This is a genomic window from Mesorhizobium sp. B2-9-1, assembly GCF_006439455.1.
In the GTDB taxonomy this organism is placed as follows: domain Bacteria; phylum Pseudomonadota; class Alphaproteobacteria; order Rhizobiales; family Rhizobiaceae; genus Mesorhizobium.
Genome location: NZ_VFTP01000007.1, coordinates 136769 through 151632 on the forward strand (window position 1 = coordinate 136769; position 14864 = coordinate 151632).

Genomic DNA, 14864 nt, shown 5'->3' on the forward strand with positions numbered 1-14864 from the left:
CAATGACCACCCGCATCGACCGGCGTATGGCCAAGCTCAAGGCCGAAGGCCGCCCGGCTTTGGTCACCTATTTCATGGGCGGCGACCCGGACTACGACACCTCGCTATCGATCATGAAGGCGCTGCCGATCGCCGGCGCCGACATTATCGAGATGGGAATGCCCTTCTCCGACCCGATGGCCGACGGCCCGGCGATCCAGGCCGCCGGTCTGCGCGCGCTGAAGGGCGGCCAGACCCTGGTCAAGACGTTGAAGCTGGCGGCCGACTTCCGCGCCGGCGACAATGAGACGCCGATCGTGCTGATGGGCTATTACAATCCGATCTATATCTACGGCGTCGACCGCTTCCTCACGGACGCCAAGGCGAGCGGCATCGACGGACTGATCGTCGTCGACCTGCCGCCGGAGATGGATGAGGAGCTCTGCGTTCCGGCGCTGAAGGCCGGCGTCAACTTCATCCGCCTGGCGACGCCGACCACCGACGACAAGCGCCTGCCCAAGGTTTTGGAAAACACCTCCGGCTTCGTCTACTACGTCTCGATGACCGGCATCACCGGCTCGGCGTTGGCCGACACGGGCAAGGTAGCCGCGGCTGTCAACCGCATTAAGGGCCACACCGACCTGCCGGTCTGCGTCGGCTTCGGCGTCAAGACCGCCGAGCAGGCGCGTGTGATCGGCGCCAATGCCGACGGCGTCGTCGTCGGCACCGCGATTGTCAATGCGGTCGCCAATGTGCTCGGGCCCAAGGGCGAGAAAACAGCCGATCCCGCCGAAGCCGTCGCCACATTGGTCAGCGGTCTTGCCCAGGGCGTCCGTTCGGCCCGCCTTGCTGCGGCCGAATAGCCCGACTATTTGTTCTTGAGCAATTCCGGCCGGAAAACCGCCACAGACTATCCCTGGAATTGCTTGAAGTCCTTTCCAGGACAGGAGCCGAAGTCATGAACTGGATCACCAATTACGTCCGCCCGAAGATCAATTCGATGCTCGGCCGGCGCACCGACATGCCGGAAAACCTCTGGATCAAGGATCCCGAGACCGGCGAGATGGTCTTCCACAAGGATCTCGAATCCAACCAGTTCGTCATCCCGGCTTCCGGCCACCACATGAAGATCTCAGCCAAGGAGCGGCTGAAATATTTCTTCGACGACGGCAAATACGAGGTGCTGGAAAACCCGAAGGTCGTCCAGGACCCGCTGAAGTTCCGCGACGAGAAGCGCTACACCGACCGCCTGAAGGAAGCCAAGGCCAAGACCAGCCTCGAGGATGCGATCCTCAACGGGGCCGGCACCATCGACGGGCTGCCGGTCATCGTCACGGTGCAGGACTTCGCCTTCATGGGCGGCTCGCTCGGCATGGCCGCCGGCGAAGCCATCGTGCATGCTTTCGAGGTCGCGCTGCAGCGCAAGCGGCCGCTGATCCTGTTCGCTGCTTCCGGCGGCGCGCGCATGCAGGAAGGCATCCTGTCGCTGATGCAATTGCCGCGCACTACGATCGGCGTCGACCGGCTGAAGGAAGCCGGCCTGCCCTATATCGTGGTGCTGACCAACCCGACCACCGGCGGCGTCACCGCCTCCTACGCCATGCTGGGCGACGTTCACATCGCCGAGCCTGGGGCGCTGATCGGCTTTGCCGGACCCCGCGTCATCGAGCAGACCATCCGCGAAAAACTGCCCGACGGTTTCCAGCGCGCGGAGTATCTGATGGAGCACGGCATGGTCGACATGGTCGTGTCGCGCCTCGAGATGCGCAGGACCATTTCCCGTCTCTTGAAGATGCTGCTCAAGATGCCGGAGGCCGAGAAGCCGCTGGAGCCGGAGATCCTGCCGCCGGCGGTGGTCAATGCCGAGGCGCGGCCGCAAGCCTGACGCGATGTCGGCCTGAAGCGGTATATCGGCTTGGCGCGACATCGCTCGCCGCGAACCGCGAGTTGCGCCGCCTGTTGCGTGCTGTAGCCTCTGATTTGCGCACGGCTCGTTCGAACCGATTCCCGGTTTCGGGAACCGCCCGCCAAAGCAATTCCAGGAAATGTGAAACGGTTTTCCGTTCGGAATTGCGCCAACAAAAAAGAGAGAGCGGTTCTGCATTCCATGAGATGATGAACCGCTCTAGGATTCCAATCATGACAACGCTTTCCGCCGAACGCGAAATCGAACATCTGATGACGCTGCATCCGAAAGGCTTCGACCTTTCGCTGGATCGCGTCACGGGGCTTCTCGAGCGTCTCGGCAATCCGCAGGATCGGCTGCCGCCGGTCATCCACATTGCCGGCACCAACGGCAAGGGCTCCTGCGCCGCCTTCGCGCGCGCGCTGCTTGAGTCCGCCGGCCACCTTGTCCACGTCCACACCTCGCCGCATCTGGTGAACTGGCATGAGCGCTACCGGCTGGCGGCCGAAGGCGGCGGCAAGCTCGTCGAGGACGATATTTTCGCCGAGGCCATCGCGCGTGTCGCCGAGGCCAACGGCGGCCAGAAGATCACTGTCTTCGAGATCCTCACCGCCGTCACTTTCATCCTGTTTTCGGAGCATCCGGCGGAGGCGGCGATTATCGAGGTCGGCCTCGGCGGCCGCTTCGACGCCACCAATATCATCAAGCGGCCGGCGGTTTCGGTGATCATGCCGATATCGATGGACCACGAAGCCTATCTCGGCGACCGGGTCGAGCTGATCGCCGCCGAGAAGGCCGGCATCATGAAGCGCGGCTGCCCGGTGGTGATCGGCGCCCAGGAAAGCGACACCGCGCTTCAGGTGCTGATCGAGTCGGCCGAGCGGCTGGATTGCCCGACCGTGGTTTATGGCCAGGATTTCCTCGCCTTCGAGGAAAACGGCCGCATGGTCTATCAGGACGGGGACGGGCTGATGGACCTGCCCTCGCCGCGCCTGCCGGGGCGCCATCAATACGCCAACGCCGCGGCGGCGATCGCCGCCGTCAAGGCGGCCGGCTTCGAGATCGGCCACCGCGCCGCCGAGCGGGCGATGACCCATGTCGCCTGGCCGGCACGCATGCAGAAGCTGACCCAGGGCAAGCTGGTCGAACTGGCGCCGAAGGGCGCCGAGATCTGGCTGGACGGCGGCCACAACCCCGGCGCCGGCATCGTCGTCGCCGAGGCGCTGGCCGAGCAGGAGGAAAAGAACCCGAGGCCGCTGGTCCTGATCTCCGGCATGATCAACACCAAGGACCAGACCGGCTATTTCAGTGCCTTCAAGGGGCTTGCCCGCCATGTCTACACCGTGCCGGTGACCAGCAGCGACGCCGGCGTTCCCAACGACGAGCTGGCATTGCGTGCCGAAGAGGCCGGCCTGTCGGCCGAGCCGGTCAGCTCCGTCGCCAACGCGCTGATGCTGTTGCGCGACTCTTGGGATGGCCCGGCGCCGCGCATCCTGATCGGCGGCTCTCTCTATTTCGCCGGCGCCGTGCTGGCCCAGAACGGCACGCCGCCGACCTGAGCCGAAACCGGGACAGCATCGCGGATTTCGGCGGGGGCCGAAAGGAACCGGCCATGATCAAGGTGAAGCAGCTCGCTCATGTCTGCATCTTCGCGCACGACCTGGAGGCGACGCGTCGCTTCTATCGTGACGTGCTCGGCATGGACACGCGGTTCAATTTCCTGCGCGACGGCAAGATCTTCGGCTTCTATCTCGACTGCGGCGGCCGCAGCCATGTCGAGGTGTTCGAGAAACGTGAATCCAGCTACAGCGAGGCGAACCAGATCAACCACTTCTGCCTCGAGGTGGAAGATATCGATGCGGCGATCCTTCATATCCGGTCGAAGGGCGTCGCGGTCACGCCGAAAAAGCTCGCCTGCGACGACACATACTAGGCCTGGCTCGCCGACCCCAACGGCGTGAAGATCGAGCTGTTCGAATACACCGCCAAAAGCGCGCAATTCACCGGCGGCGACCATGTCGCCGACTGGTGACTAATGCATGTCGACCAAAGTGAGCAGCGCTTTGGGAGAACGACACGCATCAACAAAGACTTAGAGGCGTCACCTGCATCCGATTCAACGCGGTGCGCTATAGCTGGTTGATCAGTCCAAATTCTGCCGGCGGCGCCAACTCGCGGTCTTCTCGGATGATTTTGTCCAGATCGATGTCTGCGCCGCTCTCAGTCGCCAGGCGAGCGTAGAAACTGGACACCGGTTCGCGTCCCGCTTCCCGGATTTCATAGGATTCAAGCGCGCGTTCGACCACATCGGCTATGGAGCGATTTTCCCGACGAGCAAGTCGGTGAGCAAGATCTCGTGCTTTCGCGCTACGGACTGAGAGCCGTGGTTCGGCCATATGAGAAACTCCGTTTTGACCAAACATAGGCCCGCCGAAGCACGCAATCAAAATGGCAATTGATTGCTAGCCACCATCCGCCTTTCCTGGAGCGCCCTAAACGGCAAGATGCAGAGCGGCGGGCAGCGCCAGCGAGAGCCCTGACAGGAAGAGCAGGACAAAGACGATCTTTCGCATTGTCCCTTGCGACAATGACGGTGGCCAGCGGCGCGCCGAATAGGTCATCAGCATTACAGCCGGTATGGCGAGGACGAGCGCGACAGGCGACATGGCCGGCAGGTTGCCGCTTGCCGCCACCAGGATAAGCCGCACCACCTGCGCGGCGCCGAAAGCGGTGACCAGCGTTTCGCGGATTTGTACATGCGGCATTGGCTGGCGAAAGAGATGATAGACGAGCGGCGGGCCGCCGGTCGCAAACAGCCCACTCATCAGGCCCGAAACGACACCGAAGCCGACGAAACTCGCGTCCGATGATCGTTTTGCCAAGCCGGCAGGCCTGATGGCCAGTTGCAGGCTGGACATCATGATGACCAGGCCGAGCCCGATTTTCAGCAGGTCGGCCCGCGTATCCGCCAGCCATTCCAACAGAGCATACCCCAGGAGCAGCGAAGGCAGGCTTGCGACCAGGATAAGCCGCAGCTCCCGGCGCGCAATCTCGCGCCAGCCGCCCTGGATCAGCATCTGCGTGGCGTTGACCAGGGTCAGCATGCCGACCATCGCGGCTGCGTCGGGCAGCGGCAGCAAGCCGACAAGCGCAATCGCGCCCATCATCACCAGGCCGAAAGCGAAGCCTGTCAGGGTCTGGACATAAGCGGCCACGGCCGCAAAACCGGCAAAGGCGAGGAGATGCGCTACAGTCACGACATCCCGCACGAGGCCGGAAAGGAAACGTGCAAGCCGGCAATCACGGCCGGCCTATTTCAGCTCGATCTCAATGAAGGCGTATTCGCCGTCATTGGCGTTGATGACGTCGTGCTCGACGCCCTCCCGGCGGAAATAGGGCGCGCCTTGCTTCATCTCGGCGAAGGATTCGCCTTCCTTGGTCACCAGCTTCACCTTGCCGTCCATCAGCGGCACGACGACATAGTCGTGGCCATGGCGATGCCAGCCGGTATTGGCGCCCGGCGCGAAGCGGTATTCGGTGACGATGACGCGCTCATTGTCGACGTGAACTATAGCCTTGGCGGTTCCGGTCATGGAGCTCTCCCTTTCCTGCGAACAGAGGACACGGAGTGCCCGCAGGCGAGAGCCAGAGCGCGACGAGCCATGACGCCAAAGAAAAGCCCGGCGCGATGGCCGGGCTTGGATCTTGAAAACTTCAGATTGGCTCAGGCGAGGCTGCCGTTGATCCAGTGCGACAGCGCGGTCTTCGGCGCGGCGCCCACCTTCATGTCGGCGACTTCGCCGCCCTTGAAGATCATCAGCGTCGGGATCGAGCGCACGCCGTACTGCGCGGCAAGCTCCGGGTTCTCGTCGATGTTGAGCTTTGCGACCTTGATCTTCGCGCCAAGCTCGTTGGCGATGTCTTCCAGCGCCGGCGCGATCATCTTGCACGGGCCGCACCATTCCGCCCAGAAATCCACCACGACCGGCTCCTTGGCGTTGAGCACATCGGCCTGGAAATTGCCCTTGTCGACCTTGACGGTGGCCATGCTGAAATCCTTTCGAAAACTCGGGTTGCACCAAATGTGGTGGTAGTGGCGGCGATCTTCAAGCAGTTCTTGTGTCACGCTGCCGTGAGTCGGGCAAGGGCGTCATCCATGGCGGGGGCGGGCAGCTCGATCAGGCGCGGCGCCTCAGTGAACAGCAGCGCGGCAGTCACCTCGCGGCCCGGATAGAGCGGCTGAAGCAGCGCGCGGTAGAGCGCAAGCTGCAGCACATAGGCAGGCGGCACCTCGGCCAGGTTCCCGGGAGCCGGTCGGTTGGTCTTGTAGTCGACGATCGACACCTTTTCGGGCGTGACCGCCAGCCGGTCGATCTTGCCGGAGATCGAGCGCAGCTTGCCCTTCACCTCGAGGCTGCCCATGACGGCCACCTCAGCTCGCGAGGATGGCGAGAACAGCGCGCCGAAGCGGTTGTCGGACAGGATGGCGAGCACCGCGTCCAGCGCCTTGTCGCGCTCGCCGTCCGGCCAGCCGGCGCCGGCGCGCGCCAGGTAACGCTCGGCCGCGCCTTGCCTTTCCTCCTCCGCGATGCCGGGCAGCAACTGCAGCAATTTGTGCAGGGCAAGACCGCGCATGATGGCAAAGCCGGGTTCGGCGGCGGCGTCGAGTACCGGCGAGCGAGTGTCGCGGACGGCTTCTTTCGCCTCGTCGATCAGCGCCGAGGCGCCGGAAGGCGAAAGCGGACGCGGCAGCTCCTCATAGGGCGGCAGCGGCCGGAACAGGTCTTCAGGCAGCGGCGCTGTGTGCTCGAACGGCCCTGCCTCGTCGATGCCGGTCAATGCCACCGGCGGGAGCCTGGTCATGTGGAAGCGATGTACCGCCACCTCGGCTGTCGCCGGATGCCGGCGCTCGGAACTCTCGGGCGCGGCGAGCAAAGCGCGGCTGACGATCGAGTGCCACGTGCCGGGGCTGGGCTGACGCTTGCCGTGATAGCCGCAGACGACCAGCCGGTCCTCGGCCCGCGTCATGCCGACATAGAGCAGCCGCCGGTATTCGTCGTCCGCCAGCTCGCGTGCCCGGACCGAGGCCGCCTTCGAGACGCCATTGGCGACGTCGCTGGCCGAGCGCCACAGATAGCCCTTGCCTTTCCATTGCGCACCGGAGCTCTCGAACGGCATCAGGCGCGGCAGATGCTGGTCGCTGAACGGCGCCGATCCGCCATCGACCAGGAAGACGACCGGCGCCTCCAGGCCCTTGGCGGCGTGCACCGTCATGACGCGGACCTCGTCACGCGTCTGGTCCATCTCGCGCTTGATCTCGGGGCCGGCATTTTCCAGCGTCGACAGGAAGGATTCCAGCCCCGGCAGGCCGGTGCGTTCCTCGGCCAGGCAAAAGCTCAGGAATTCGTCGAGGATATCGCCAGCCTCCGGCCCGAGCCGCGCCGTCATCTTGCGGCGCAACCCGTCGCGCGCCAGCGCCGCGGCATAAAATTCGAACACGGGCTTGAACGCGACCTCGGTTGCCCAGCCATCCAGCCGGCTAACGACAGCGGCGAGCGCCACATCCTCGGCCGCATGTTGCCTGAGCGAGGCAATCAGCGACTGGCCTTTCGGCCTCCCGCCGGCCAGCGCCAGCAACGTCTCCTCCGAAACCTCGAAGATCGGGCTGCGCAGCACCGCAGCTAAAGAAAGATCGTCCTCCGGCTGGATCAGGAAATGCCCAAGCGCGATCAGGTCCTGCACGGCGATATGGCCGGGCAGGCTCAGCCGGTCGGCGCCGGCGACCGGGATCTGCCGGTTCTTCAGGCTGCGCGACAGCGCATGGACGAAACGATCGCGCTTGCGCACCAGCACCAGGATGTCGCCGGCGGTCAGTTTCCTGCCCTTGCCTTCGATGACCTCGCCGCTGCGCAGCCAGTTCTGGATGGTCGTTGCCACGTGCTCGGCGACGCGCACCGCGGGCGCGCTGGCATGGTTGACCGGCAAGGTCCAGTCGTCCGGCTCCTCGACCATCTCGGCGCCGACCGAGGGCCACACCTCGACATAGCCCGGCGCGTCATTGCGGATCGCCTTGTGGCTCAAAGGGTCTGGATCGTGGCTGATGCCGCGCCTGACGCCAGGCTCGGCAAAGACGCGGTCGACGGCGGCCAGCACGTCGTCGCTCGACCGGAACGACCACGTGAGCTTGAGATTGGCGAAGTCGGCCTCCGCGTCGCGCACGCGGCCGGCAAACAATAGCCGGCTTTCGGCAAAGGAATCCGGCGCCGCGCCCTGGAAGGAATAGATCGACTGCTTCTCGTCGCCGACGGCAAAGACAGTTCGGCGCACCGCGTCGCGCTGGCCAAGCCCGGCAAAGAATTCCTCGGTCAGCTTCTTCACCACTTCCCACTGGTCCGGGCTGGTGTCCTGCGCCTCGTCGAGCAGGATGTGGTCGATGCCCTGGTCGAGCTTGAACTGCACCCACGGGCCGGCATCCGGCCGCGACAAGAGACTGACCGTGCGGGTGATGAGATCGTTGAAGTCGAGGAAACCCCGCCCGCGCTTCAACTGCTCATAGCGCGCGATCAGCCAGCCGGCGACGGAGAGCGCTGCCGCTGTCCCTTCCAGCATACGGAACAGCGCCAGCCGGTCCGACACGTCGAGGATCGCTTTGGCTGCCGCAAAGTAGCGTTCCGGCAGATCCGGCAGCCGGTCGACAAGCGCCTTCTTGAAGATCTTTGGCGGCTCATAGGGGTCGCCGTCGGCCTTGAGAAAGGCCTTTGCCAGAAGCCTTAACCGGCGGATCGGGTCGGCTTCGGCGAATGCGCCTCGTGCGTAAGGGATGACATTGTTCAGCACCTGCCGCGCGTCGGCGGCTTCGGCGGCGCGGGCAAATTCCGCGAACTGGCCGGGGTCGAAGCCAGGCAGCGGCCAAAGCGAAGCGGCGATGCCCTCGGCAGTCTGACCGGGCCTGAAGCCGAATTCGGCGAACAGCGGCCGGAAATCCCGGCTTTTGCCGAGCTTGGCGATGAAACTGCGCAATTCGTCGCGCTTGCCGACGATCTCGGCAAGCAGCGTATCGAGCCCGAACTCGCCGCCGCGTTCCAGCACGGTGGCAAAGGCTTCCGCCAGCCCTTCGACGCCGGCGCCCGCGCCGGAGATCATGTCGCGGCGGGCGTCTGCGAACAGCGAAGCCTCCATCTGCGGATCGAGCATCTCGAAATGCGCGGGGATGTTGGCTTCGAGCGGGAACTGGTGCAGCACGGATTCGCAGAAGGCATGAATGGTCTGGATTTTCAGTCCGCCCGGCGTCTCGAGCGCCTCGGCAAACAGCCGGCGTGCGCGCCGCATCATGTCGCGGTCGGCGCCGCGGCCGTCCAGCGCCGCGATCCTGACCGCCAGCTCCGCATCGGGCAGCGCCGTCCATTCCGACAGGGTCGAGAACACGCGGTTCGACATGTTGGCGGCGGCAGCCCGCGTGTAGGTGAGGCACAGGATTTTCGACGGGTCGGTGCCGTTGAGCAGGAGCCGGATGACGCGCTGGGCCAAGACATGCGTCTTGCCCGAACCGGCATTGGCCGACACCCAGGCAGAGTAGGCGGGATCGGAGGCGCGCGCCTGGCTGGCGGCGGTATCGGAGGGGATCGGATATTTCATCCTTCCGCCTCGTCCTCGCTGGCGCCGCCGGCCGACCATTCCAGCACGCGCGCCAGATGATCGTAGTCGCCGTCGGCCTCGCCCTCGCGGAAGGGCAGGGCGCGCGACAGATAGCCGGCGGTCGGGTCGGCATAGTGGAAGAGCAGCCGTTCCAGCCGCGCCCAGGCTTCCTCGGACAGATCATTGGCGGTGCGCGGCTTGCGGTTGTATTCGAGGATCGATTCTTCGAATACCTCGCCATTCGGCTTCAGCCGCACGAAGGCGAGCTGCGAGGGTTCGCGAATGCCGAGCTCCTTGAAAGCGCCGCGCCTGAGCAACGCGCCCTCCAGAGCAAGCTGCGGCGACAGCAGCGTGTGCGCCTGCGCTTTCGAGGGCGAGGATCCGGTCTTGTAGTCGAGGATGTCGGCCATGCCGCCGGCAAGCAAGTCGACGCGGTCGGCATAGCCGGAAAGCGTCACGCCGGTGCGGCCGACGACCGTTTTGTCGGCGCGCTCCTCGGCATAGCGCCTCGCGACCGCATCGGCGCGGCCATGCTCCCATTCGATGATGTTTTCGGCGAGCTTTTCGAAGCGCGGCCACCAGATGGCCTCGATATCCGGAGGAAGCTTTGCGTCGGCAAAGCAGGTACGGCCCGCTTCGATGAGGCTGGCCAGCGCGCTCGGCGCCCTTGGATCCTCGACCCGCCGCGAGAACAAATGCAGGATCTCATGGAACAAAGTTCCGCGTTCGGCCGCGCCCGGATCGCGGATCAACGGCTCGAGCGGCATCAGGCCGAGGATGCGCCGCGCATAGACCGCATAGGGGTCGCGGCGCAGCGTCTCGATCTCGGTGACCGAGAAATGCTGCGGGCGCATGCTGAGCGGCGGCTTCGGCTGCGGGCGGGAGGCAAAATCCTTCTTCTCGCCGGCATCGAGCGTGCGCGCCCAGGCAAGCAGCGCGTCGCCGCGCCCGCGCAATACCGCCGCCGGCTCCTTGCCGAGGAAAGTCAGGATGCGCTGCAGCCAGCGCGACGGCACCGCCGGTGCGTCGCCGGAGCGCGCCGAACGCGTCAGCACCACTTCGCCGGCGCCCATCGCCATCTGGAAGTCATGCGCGGCAAGGCCGATGCGCCGCTCCGGCGGCTCGAGATCGATGCCGGTCTTCATCAGCCGCGACATGAAGCGGTCGCTCTCGGGCTTGCGCGGCCACACGCCCTCGTTCAGCCCGCCGATGACCAGCGTGTCGACATTCTGCAGGCGAGCTTCCAGCGCGCCCCAGATGGCGATGTTGCGATCGGTGCCTTGCGCCGGCTTCACCGTCTCGGGCGCGATCAGCGCCTGCATCACGTCGGGCCACTCCGAAGCTGCGAAAGTGAAGGACGAGGACGCGGCCACTAACCCACGCAGCAGCTCGGCGAGCTTTTCGCCGGCATCGCCGGCGTAGAGCTCCGCCAGGCCGCCGTCGGCGGCGCGGCCCAGATCCTCCAGCGCGCCAACACTTGCGCGCGTCAGCGTCGCGATGTCACCGTCTTTCTCGTCGCGGATCGCGGTGAGCGGCAAGAGCGAATTGGTAAGACGGCTAAGCATTCCGCGTGCCTGCTCTATGCCGCGCACGGTCAGGCGCGAAAACCAGAAGGGCTGCCTTGTGTCGCCGCTCAGTTCCGCCAGCCTTGTCTCGAAAAGCACGCCGAGCGTCGCGACATCGGGCCGGCCGGTGCCGCCGCGAAGCGCCACCAGCTCGACGAGTTCGGCAGCCTTGCGCATGGCCTGGCGCTCGAGACCGAGCGCGAGCAGCGGATGCTTGAGCAGTGCGAGGAGGCCTACCGGGTCGCCGGGTCGGAACGCGGCGCTCAGCGCGAGCCTGAGCAGGCTGGCGGCCGGCGTGTTGACGAGCGGCGCGCCGCCGGAATCGTCGGCGACGACGCCGAAACGCAGAAGCTCGGCCGAAACCCGCCGCGCCAGCGCGCGATCACCGGTGACGAGCGCCGCGCGCTTGCCCGGGGCCTCCACGGCGCGCTTCAGCGCGATGGCGATTGCCGCTGCCTCGTCGCGTTCGTTCGCCGCTTCCACCAGCGTCACGCCGGCCAGCGCCTGTTCGATGTCGTATGCCGTGAAGCGCGGCCGTGTCTCGGTCCAGTATTCGGTGGTTTCGGCCGGCCGCAGCGCCTCGCCGACCAGGGCCGCGCGCAAAGCGAGCGGCGGCGGCGCCGCAACGATGTCCTCGACGTCGCGGCGCGGAATGCCGATGCCGCCGATCAGCTTGGCGAGGCCGTATTGCGGGTGGCCGAGCGTTGCCGGGCGCGCGCCGGGCGCCGTGATCGCTGCGAAGGATGCGTCGTCCAGGTCGCGGTCGAGCCCGGGCAGCACGACGGCGCCATTGGGCAGGCCGGCGATCACGCCAAGCAGTTCCGCCGTGGCGGGGATGGAGCCGGTCGAACCGGCGGCAATCACCGGTCCGGCCGGCGGAGTGCGTTTCAGCCGCGCCGCCTCCAGCCGGATCAGCGCGCTGCGATGCGCGGCTGGATTGGAGCAGTCGCGCTCCTTGAGCAGTTCCGGCCAGTTGTCGGTGACGATGCCGAGGAAATCCAGCGTCACCTGCCACCAGCCGGCGAGATTGCCGGTGACCAGCGTCGCGAGCTTCGCCCAATCCGTGCCCTCGGTCTCGATCTCGTCCATCAGCCGGGCAAGGTCGCGCGCCAGCCAGATGGCGTCGGCGGCCGAGGTCGGCACGACGAATTCCTCGTTGAACCGTGCCCTGACATGGTCCGGCAGGCTTTCCTTCCAGGCGCGCACCAGCGGCGCCAGCAAAAGCAACCGCTCCTGCGCGGCGATCGGCGGCGCGAGGTCCATAGCCGGCGCCGCTTCCGCCTCGAAGGCCGTCTCGTCCTCGTCGAATTCGCCGAGCGGCCGCACCGTCGGCAGGATGGCGGAGCGTTTTCCTAAAACGTCGACGAAGGCGCCGCGCAGAGCCCGCGCCGCGCGCCGCGTCGGCACATAGATGGTGGCGTCGGCGAGCGCCAGCGGGTCGCCGTCGAAGCGGAAGTCGGGGGTCAGGCGTCCGTCGAGCAACGCCCCCGCCAGCGTCGGCAGGAACGGCGCTCCGGGCGGAATGGAAAAGACGCGGCGCGTGCCGCTCATACCGCCTTCGCTAGGGCGCCGGCCACGGCTGCCTCGGCCGCCGGAATGGCGTCCGGAGTGCCGACGGTGATCCAGCGCCCGTTCATCTTCATGCCGAACAGGCGCCCTGCGGCGATCGCCTTGTCGAAATAGACATTGAGCGAATGCGAGCCCATGGGCGCGTCCTTGAAGATGCGCGGATGGATGATGGCGGCGCCGGCATAGATCAGGCCCGCCGCATCGCCCTTCGAGCGCCGTAGAGCTCCATCAGGGGCAACAAGGAAATCGGTGCCGACGCAATGCCCGGTCGCTGAGTCGAGATCGGTAAGCATCAGCAGAATATCCATTTTCGCGGCGTCCCATGCAAGGGCAAGACGCTCGAGACTGGGCTGACCGCTGTCGATCCAGAAGGTGTCGGCATTGATGACGTAGAAGGGCTCGCCACCCAGAAGCGGCAGCGCCTTGACCATGCCGCCCGCCGATTCCAGCAGCGCCTCGCGCTCGTCGGAGATGACGATCTTCGGCACCTTGCGGTCGGCGACATGCGCGACGATTTGCTCCGGCAGATAGTGCACGTTGACGACGGCCTTGGCGACGCCGGCGGCTTTCAGGCTGTCCAGCCCCCAGTCGAGCAAGGTCTTGCCGGCGACCTTCACCAGCGGCTTGGGCATCGTGTCGGTGATCGGCCGCATGCGCTTGCCAAGCCCGGCAGCCAGCACCATCGCGGTCGTCGGCTTCATGGGACCCGTTCCTCGAGCAGGCCGTGGGCCATGTAGAATTCCTTCAGGCTGGCCAGCGCCGGATGCGCCAGCGCCCGCCTCAGATAATCGCGGATGCGCGGCAGGTGCTTTAGATAGTAAGGCTTGCCGTCGCGCTTTTCGAGCCGCACGAAGATGCCGAGGATCTTCGAATTGCGCTGCGCCGCCATGACCGCATAGGCCTCGGCGAAACCGGCCTCATCGAAAGCGCCGGCTGCGTGCCTAGCCGCGACATAGGCTGCAACCGTCCGCCGTTCGATCTCGGGCGAGACGGTGACGCGCGCATCCATCGCCAAGGAAGCGACGTCATAGGCGGCGGGCCCGATCAGCGCGTCCTGGACGTCGACGATGCCCAGCCGGTCGAGGCCGGCGCGTTCGGCCCGCCAGATGATGTTGGGCGAATGGAAGTCGCGCAGCATCAGCGTGTATTCGCTGCCTGCCAGGCGATCGAGGAGCGCGTTCCATACCTCGTGGTAGCCTGCTTGCAACGCGTCGTCTGCCGGTTCGCCGGTGATCCATGGCACATACCAGTCGACCAGAAGGTCGGCCTCGATCAGCATGGCTTCCCGGTCGAAAGGCGGCACGTCGTGAAACACGCCGGGCGCCGCTTCCAAGCGCGTAGGCCAAGTCTTGCCATGCATCATGGCCAGCAATTCGGCCGCCGCCTCGTAGCGTTTGGCGATGGGCTGGCCGTCGCGACCGAGGAAACCTTCCGAGCCGAGATGCTCGATGAGCAGAAAGCCCTGGTCGAGATCCTGGGCCTGGATCGCCGGCACGCTGACGCCGGCGGCATAGAGCGCCCGGTCGATGGCGACGAAGGCAGTGACGGATTGCGCCGTGTGGGCGATCACCGCATAGGGCTTGCCGTCGCGAACCGGCGGCCCGAGCACGAGCCGCGGCGAGTTCATCAGCACGCGCGGCGCTTGGCCGGGCAGCGCGACGATCTCATAGGAACGGGCGGAGGCGTCGCCGACGAAATGGCGGCGGCTGGCTTCGCCCCATCCGGCGGAGGCCAGGAAATCGCGCATCGCCAGCGATCGCGCCGCGCGATCATGGACCGGCCCGTTTCCGGACAGCCTTGCCACGCGGCCCTCGCCCTGCTCGGCAAGATCGATCCACAGCGCCGTTTCCGGCAAGCGGTCTGCGGCCCGGTCCGGCCATTCGATGAGCGCCGCGCCTTGGCTGAGCGCGTCGTCGAGGCCGAGCTCGTCGAGCTCGTCCGGGGCGGACAGCCGATAGAGATCGAAATGATGCACCGGAACGCGCGTCTCGTAGCTCTGCACCAGGGTGAAGGTCGGGCTCGGCACTTCGAGATTGGCGTCGTCGGCAAGCGCCCGGATCAGCGCACGGGCCAACGTCGACTTGCCGGCGCCGAGATCGCCTTTCAGCGCGATCGCGTCGCCCGCGCGCAAGGCCATGGCGAGGTCCTCGCCAAGCCTTGCCGTTGCCGCCTCGTCGGCGAGAAAACGCTCCAGCACCGTTCCTGCCATA

Annotated in this window: 12 protein-coding genes; 4 read left to right on the forward strand and 8 right to left on the reverse strand. The window is 65.9% G+C overall.

Translation table 11 applies throughout. The features are described from left to right. Positions 1 to 2: 2 nt before the first annotated feature. The 4 genes from trpA to FJW05_RS15570 all read left to right on the forward strand — a co-directional run bounded on the left by trpA (position 3) and on the right by FJW05_RS15570 (position 3818). Positions 3 to 842, forward strand: coding sequence for a tryptophan synthase subunit alpha (gene trpA, locus FJW05_RS15555; protein ID WP_140633591.1), 840 nt, complete (start codon positions 3 to 5; stop codon positions 840 to 842). A gap of 95 nt (positions 843 to 937) precedes the next feature. Further along, entirely contained in the window at positions 938 to 1864 is a 927-nt protein-coding gene (accD, locus tag FJW05_RS15560; RefSeq protein ID WP_140633594.1) for an acetyl-CoA carboxylase, carboxyltransferase subunit beta, read from the forward strand. 254 nt (positions 1865 to 2118) lie between these two features. Then, entirely contained in the window at positions 2119 to 3444 is a 1326-nt protein-coding gene (locus FJW05_RS15565; protein ID WP_140633597.1) for a folylpolyglutamate synthase/dihydrofolate synthase family protein, read from the forward strand. Between the two features lie 53 nt (positions 3445 to 3497). Then, positions 3498 to 3818, forward strand: coding sequence for a VOC family protein (locus FJW05_RS15570; protein WP_246673450.1), 321 nt, complete (start codon positions 3498 to 3500; stop codon positions 3816 to 3818). 196 nt (positions 3819 to 4014) lie between these two features. On the opposite strand, the gene FJW05_RS15575 is transcribed toward FJW05_RS15570, so the two are convergent. The 8 genes from FJW05_RS15575 to tsaE all read right to left on the reverse strand — a co-directional run bounded on the left by FJW05_RS15575 (position 4015) and on the right by tsaE (position 14863). Continuing rightward, positions 4015 to 4281, reverse strand: coding sequence for a type II toxin-antitoxin system VapB family antitoxin (locus FJW05_RS15575; protein WP_140633600.1), 267 nt, complete (start codon positions 4279 to 4281; stop codon positions 4015 to 4017). Between the two features lie 96 nt (positions 4282 to 4377). Then, a complete protein-coding gene (locus FJW05_RS15580) occupies positions 4378 to 5142 on the reverse strand; it encodes a sulfite exporter TauE/SafE family protein (RefSeq protein WP_140633603.1) in 765 nt (254 codons plus the stop codon). A 54-nt stretch (positions 5143 to 5196) separates the two neighbouring features. Beyond that, entirely contained in the window at positions 5197 to 5478 is a 282-nt protein-coding gene (locus FJW05_RS15585; protein ID WP_140633606.1) for a cupin domain-containing protein, read from the reverse strand. 131 nt (positions 5479 to 5609) lie between these two features. Next, on the reverse strand, positions 5610 to 5933 hold the full coding sequence (gene trxA, locus FJW05_RS15590) for a thioredoxin (RefSeq protein ID WP_095767992.1): 324 nt from the start codon (positions 5931 to 5933) through the stop codon (positions 5610 to 5612). Between the two features lie 74 nt (positions 5934 to 6007). Continuing rightward, the gene (gene addA, locus FJW05_RS15595) at positions 6008 to 9520 is read right to left on the reverse strand and encodes a double-strand break repair helicase AddA (protein ID WP_140633609.1); all 3513 of its coding nucleotides are present in this window, start codon (positions 9518 to 9520) and stop codon (positions 6008 to 6010) included. After that, complete coding sequence (gene addB / locus FJW05_RS15600) at positions 9517 to 12636, reverse strand: double-strand break repair protein AddB (protein WP_140633612.1); 3120 nt, start codon at positions 12634 to 12636, stop codon at positions 9517 to 9519. The genes addA and addB overlap by 4 nt, the downstream gene beginning before the upstream one ends. Then, complete coding sequence (locus tag FJW05_RS15605) at positions 12633 to 13355, reverse strand: nucleotidyltransferase family protein (protein WP_140633615.1); 723 nt, start codon at positions 13353 to 13355, stop codon at positions 12633 to 12635. Before FJW05_RS15605 ends, addB begins: the two co-directional genes overlap by 4 nt. Beyond that, a complete protein-coding gene (gene tsaE, locus FJW05_RS15610; protein WP_140633618.1) occupies positions 13352 to 14863 on the reverse strand; it encodes a tRNA (adenosine(37)-N6)-threonylcarbamoyltransferase complex ATPase subunit type 1 TsaE in 1512 nt (503 codons plus the stop codon). The genes FJW05_RS15605 and tsaE overlap by 4 nt, the downstream gene beginning before the upstream one ends. Position 14864: the final 1 nt, after the last annotated feature.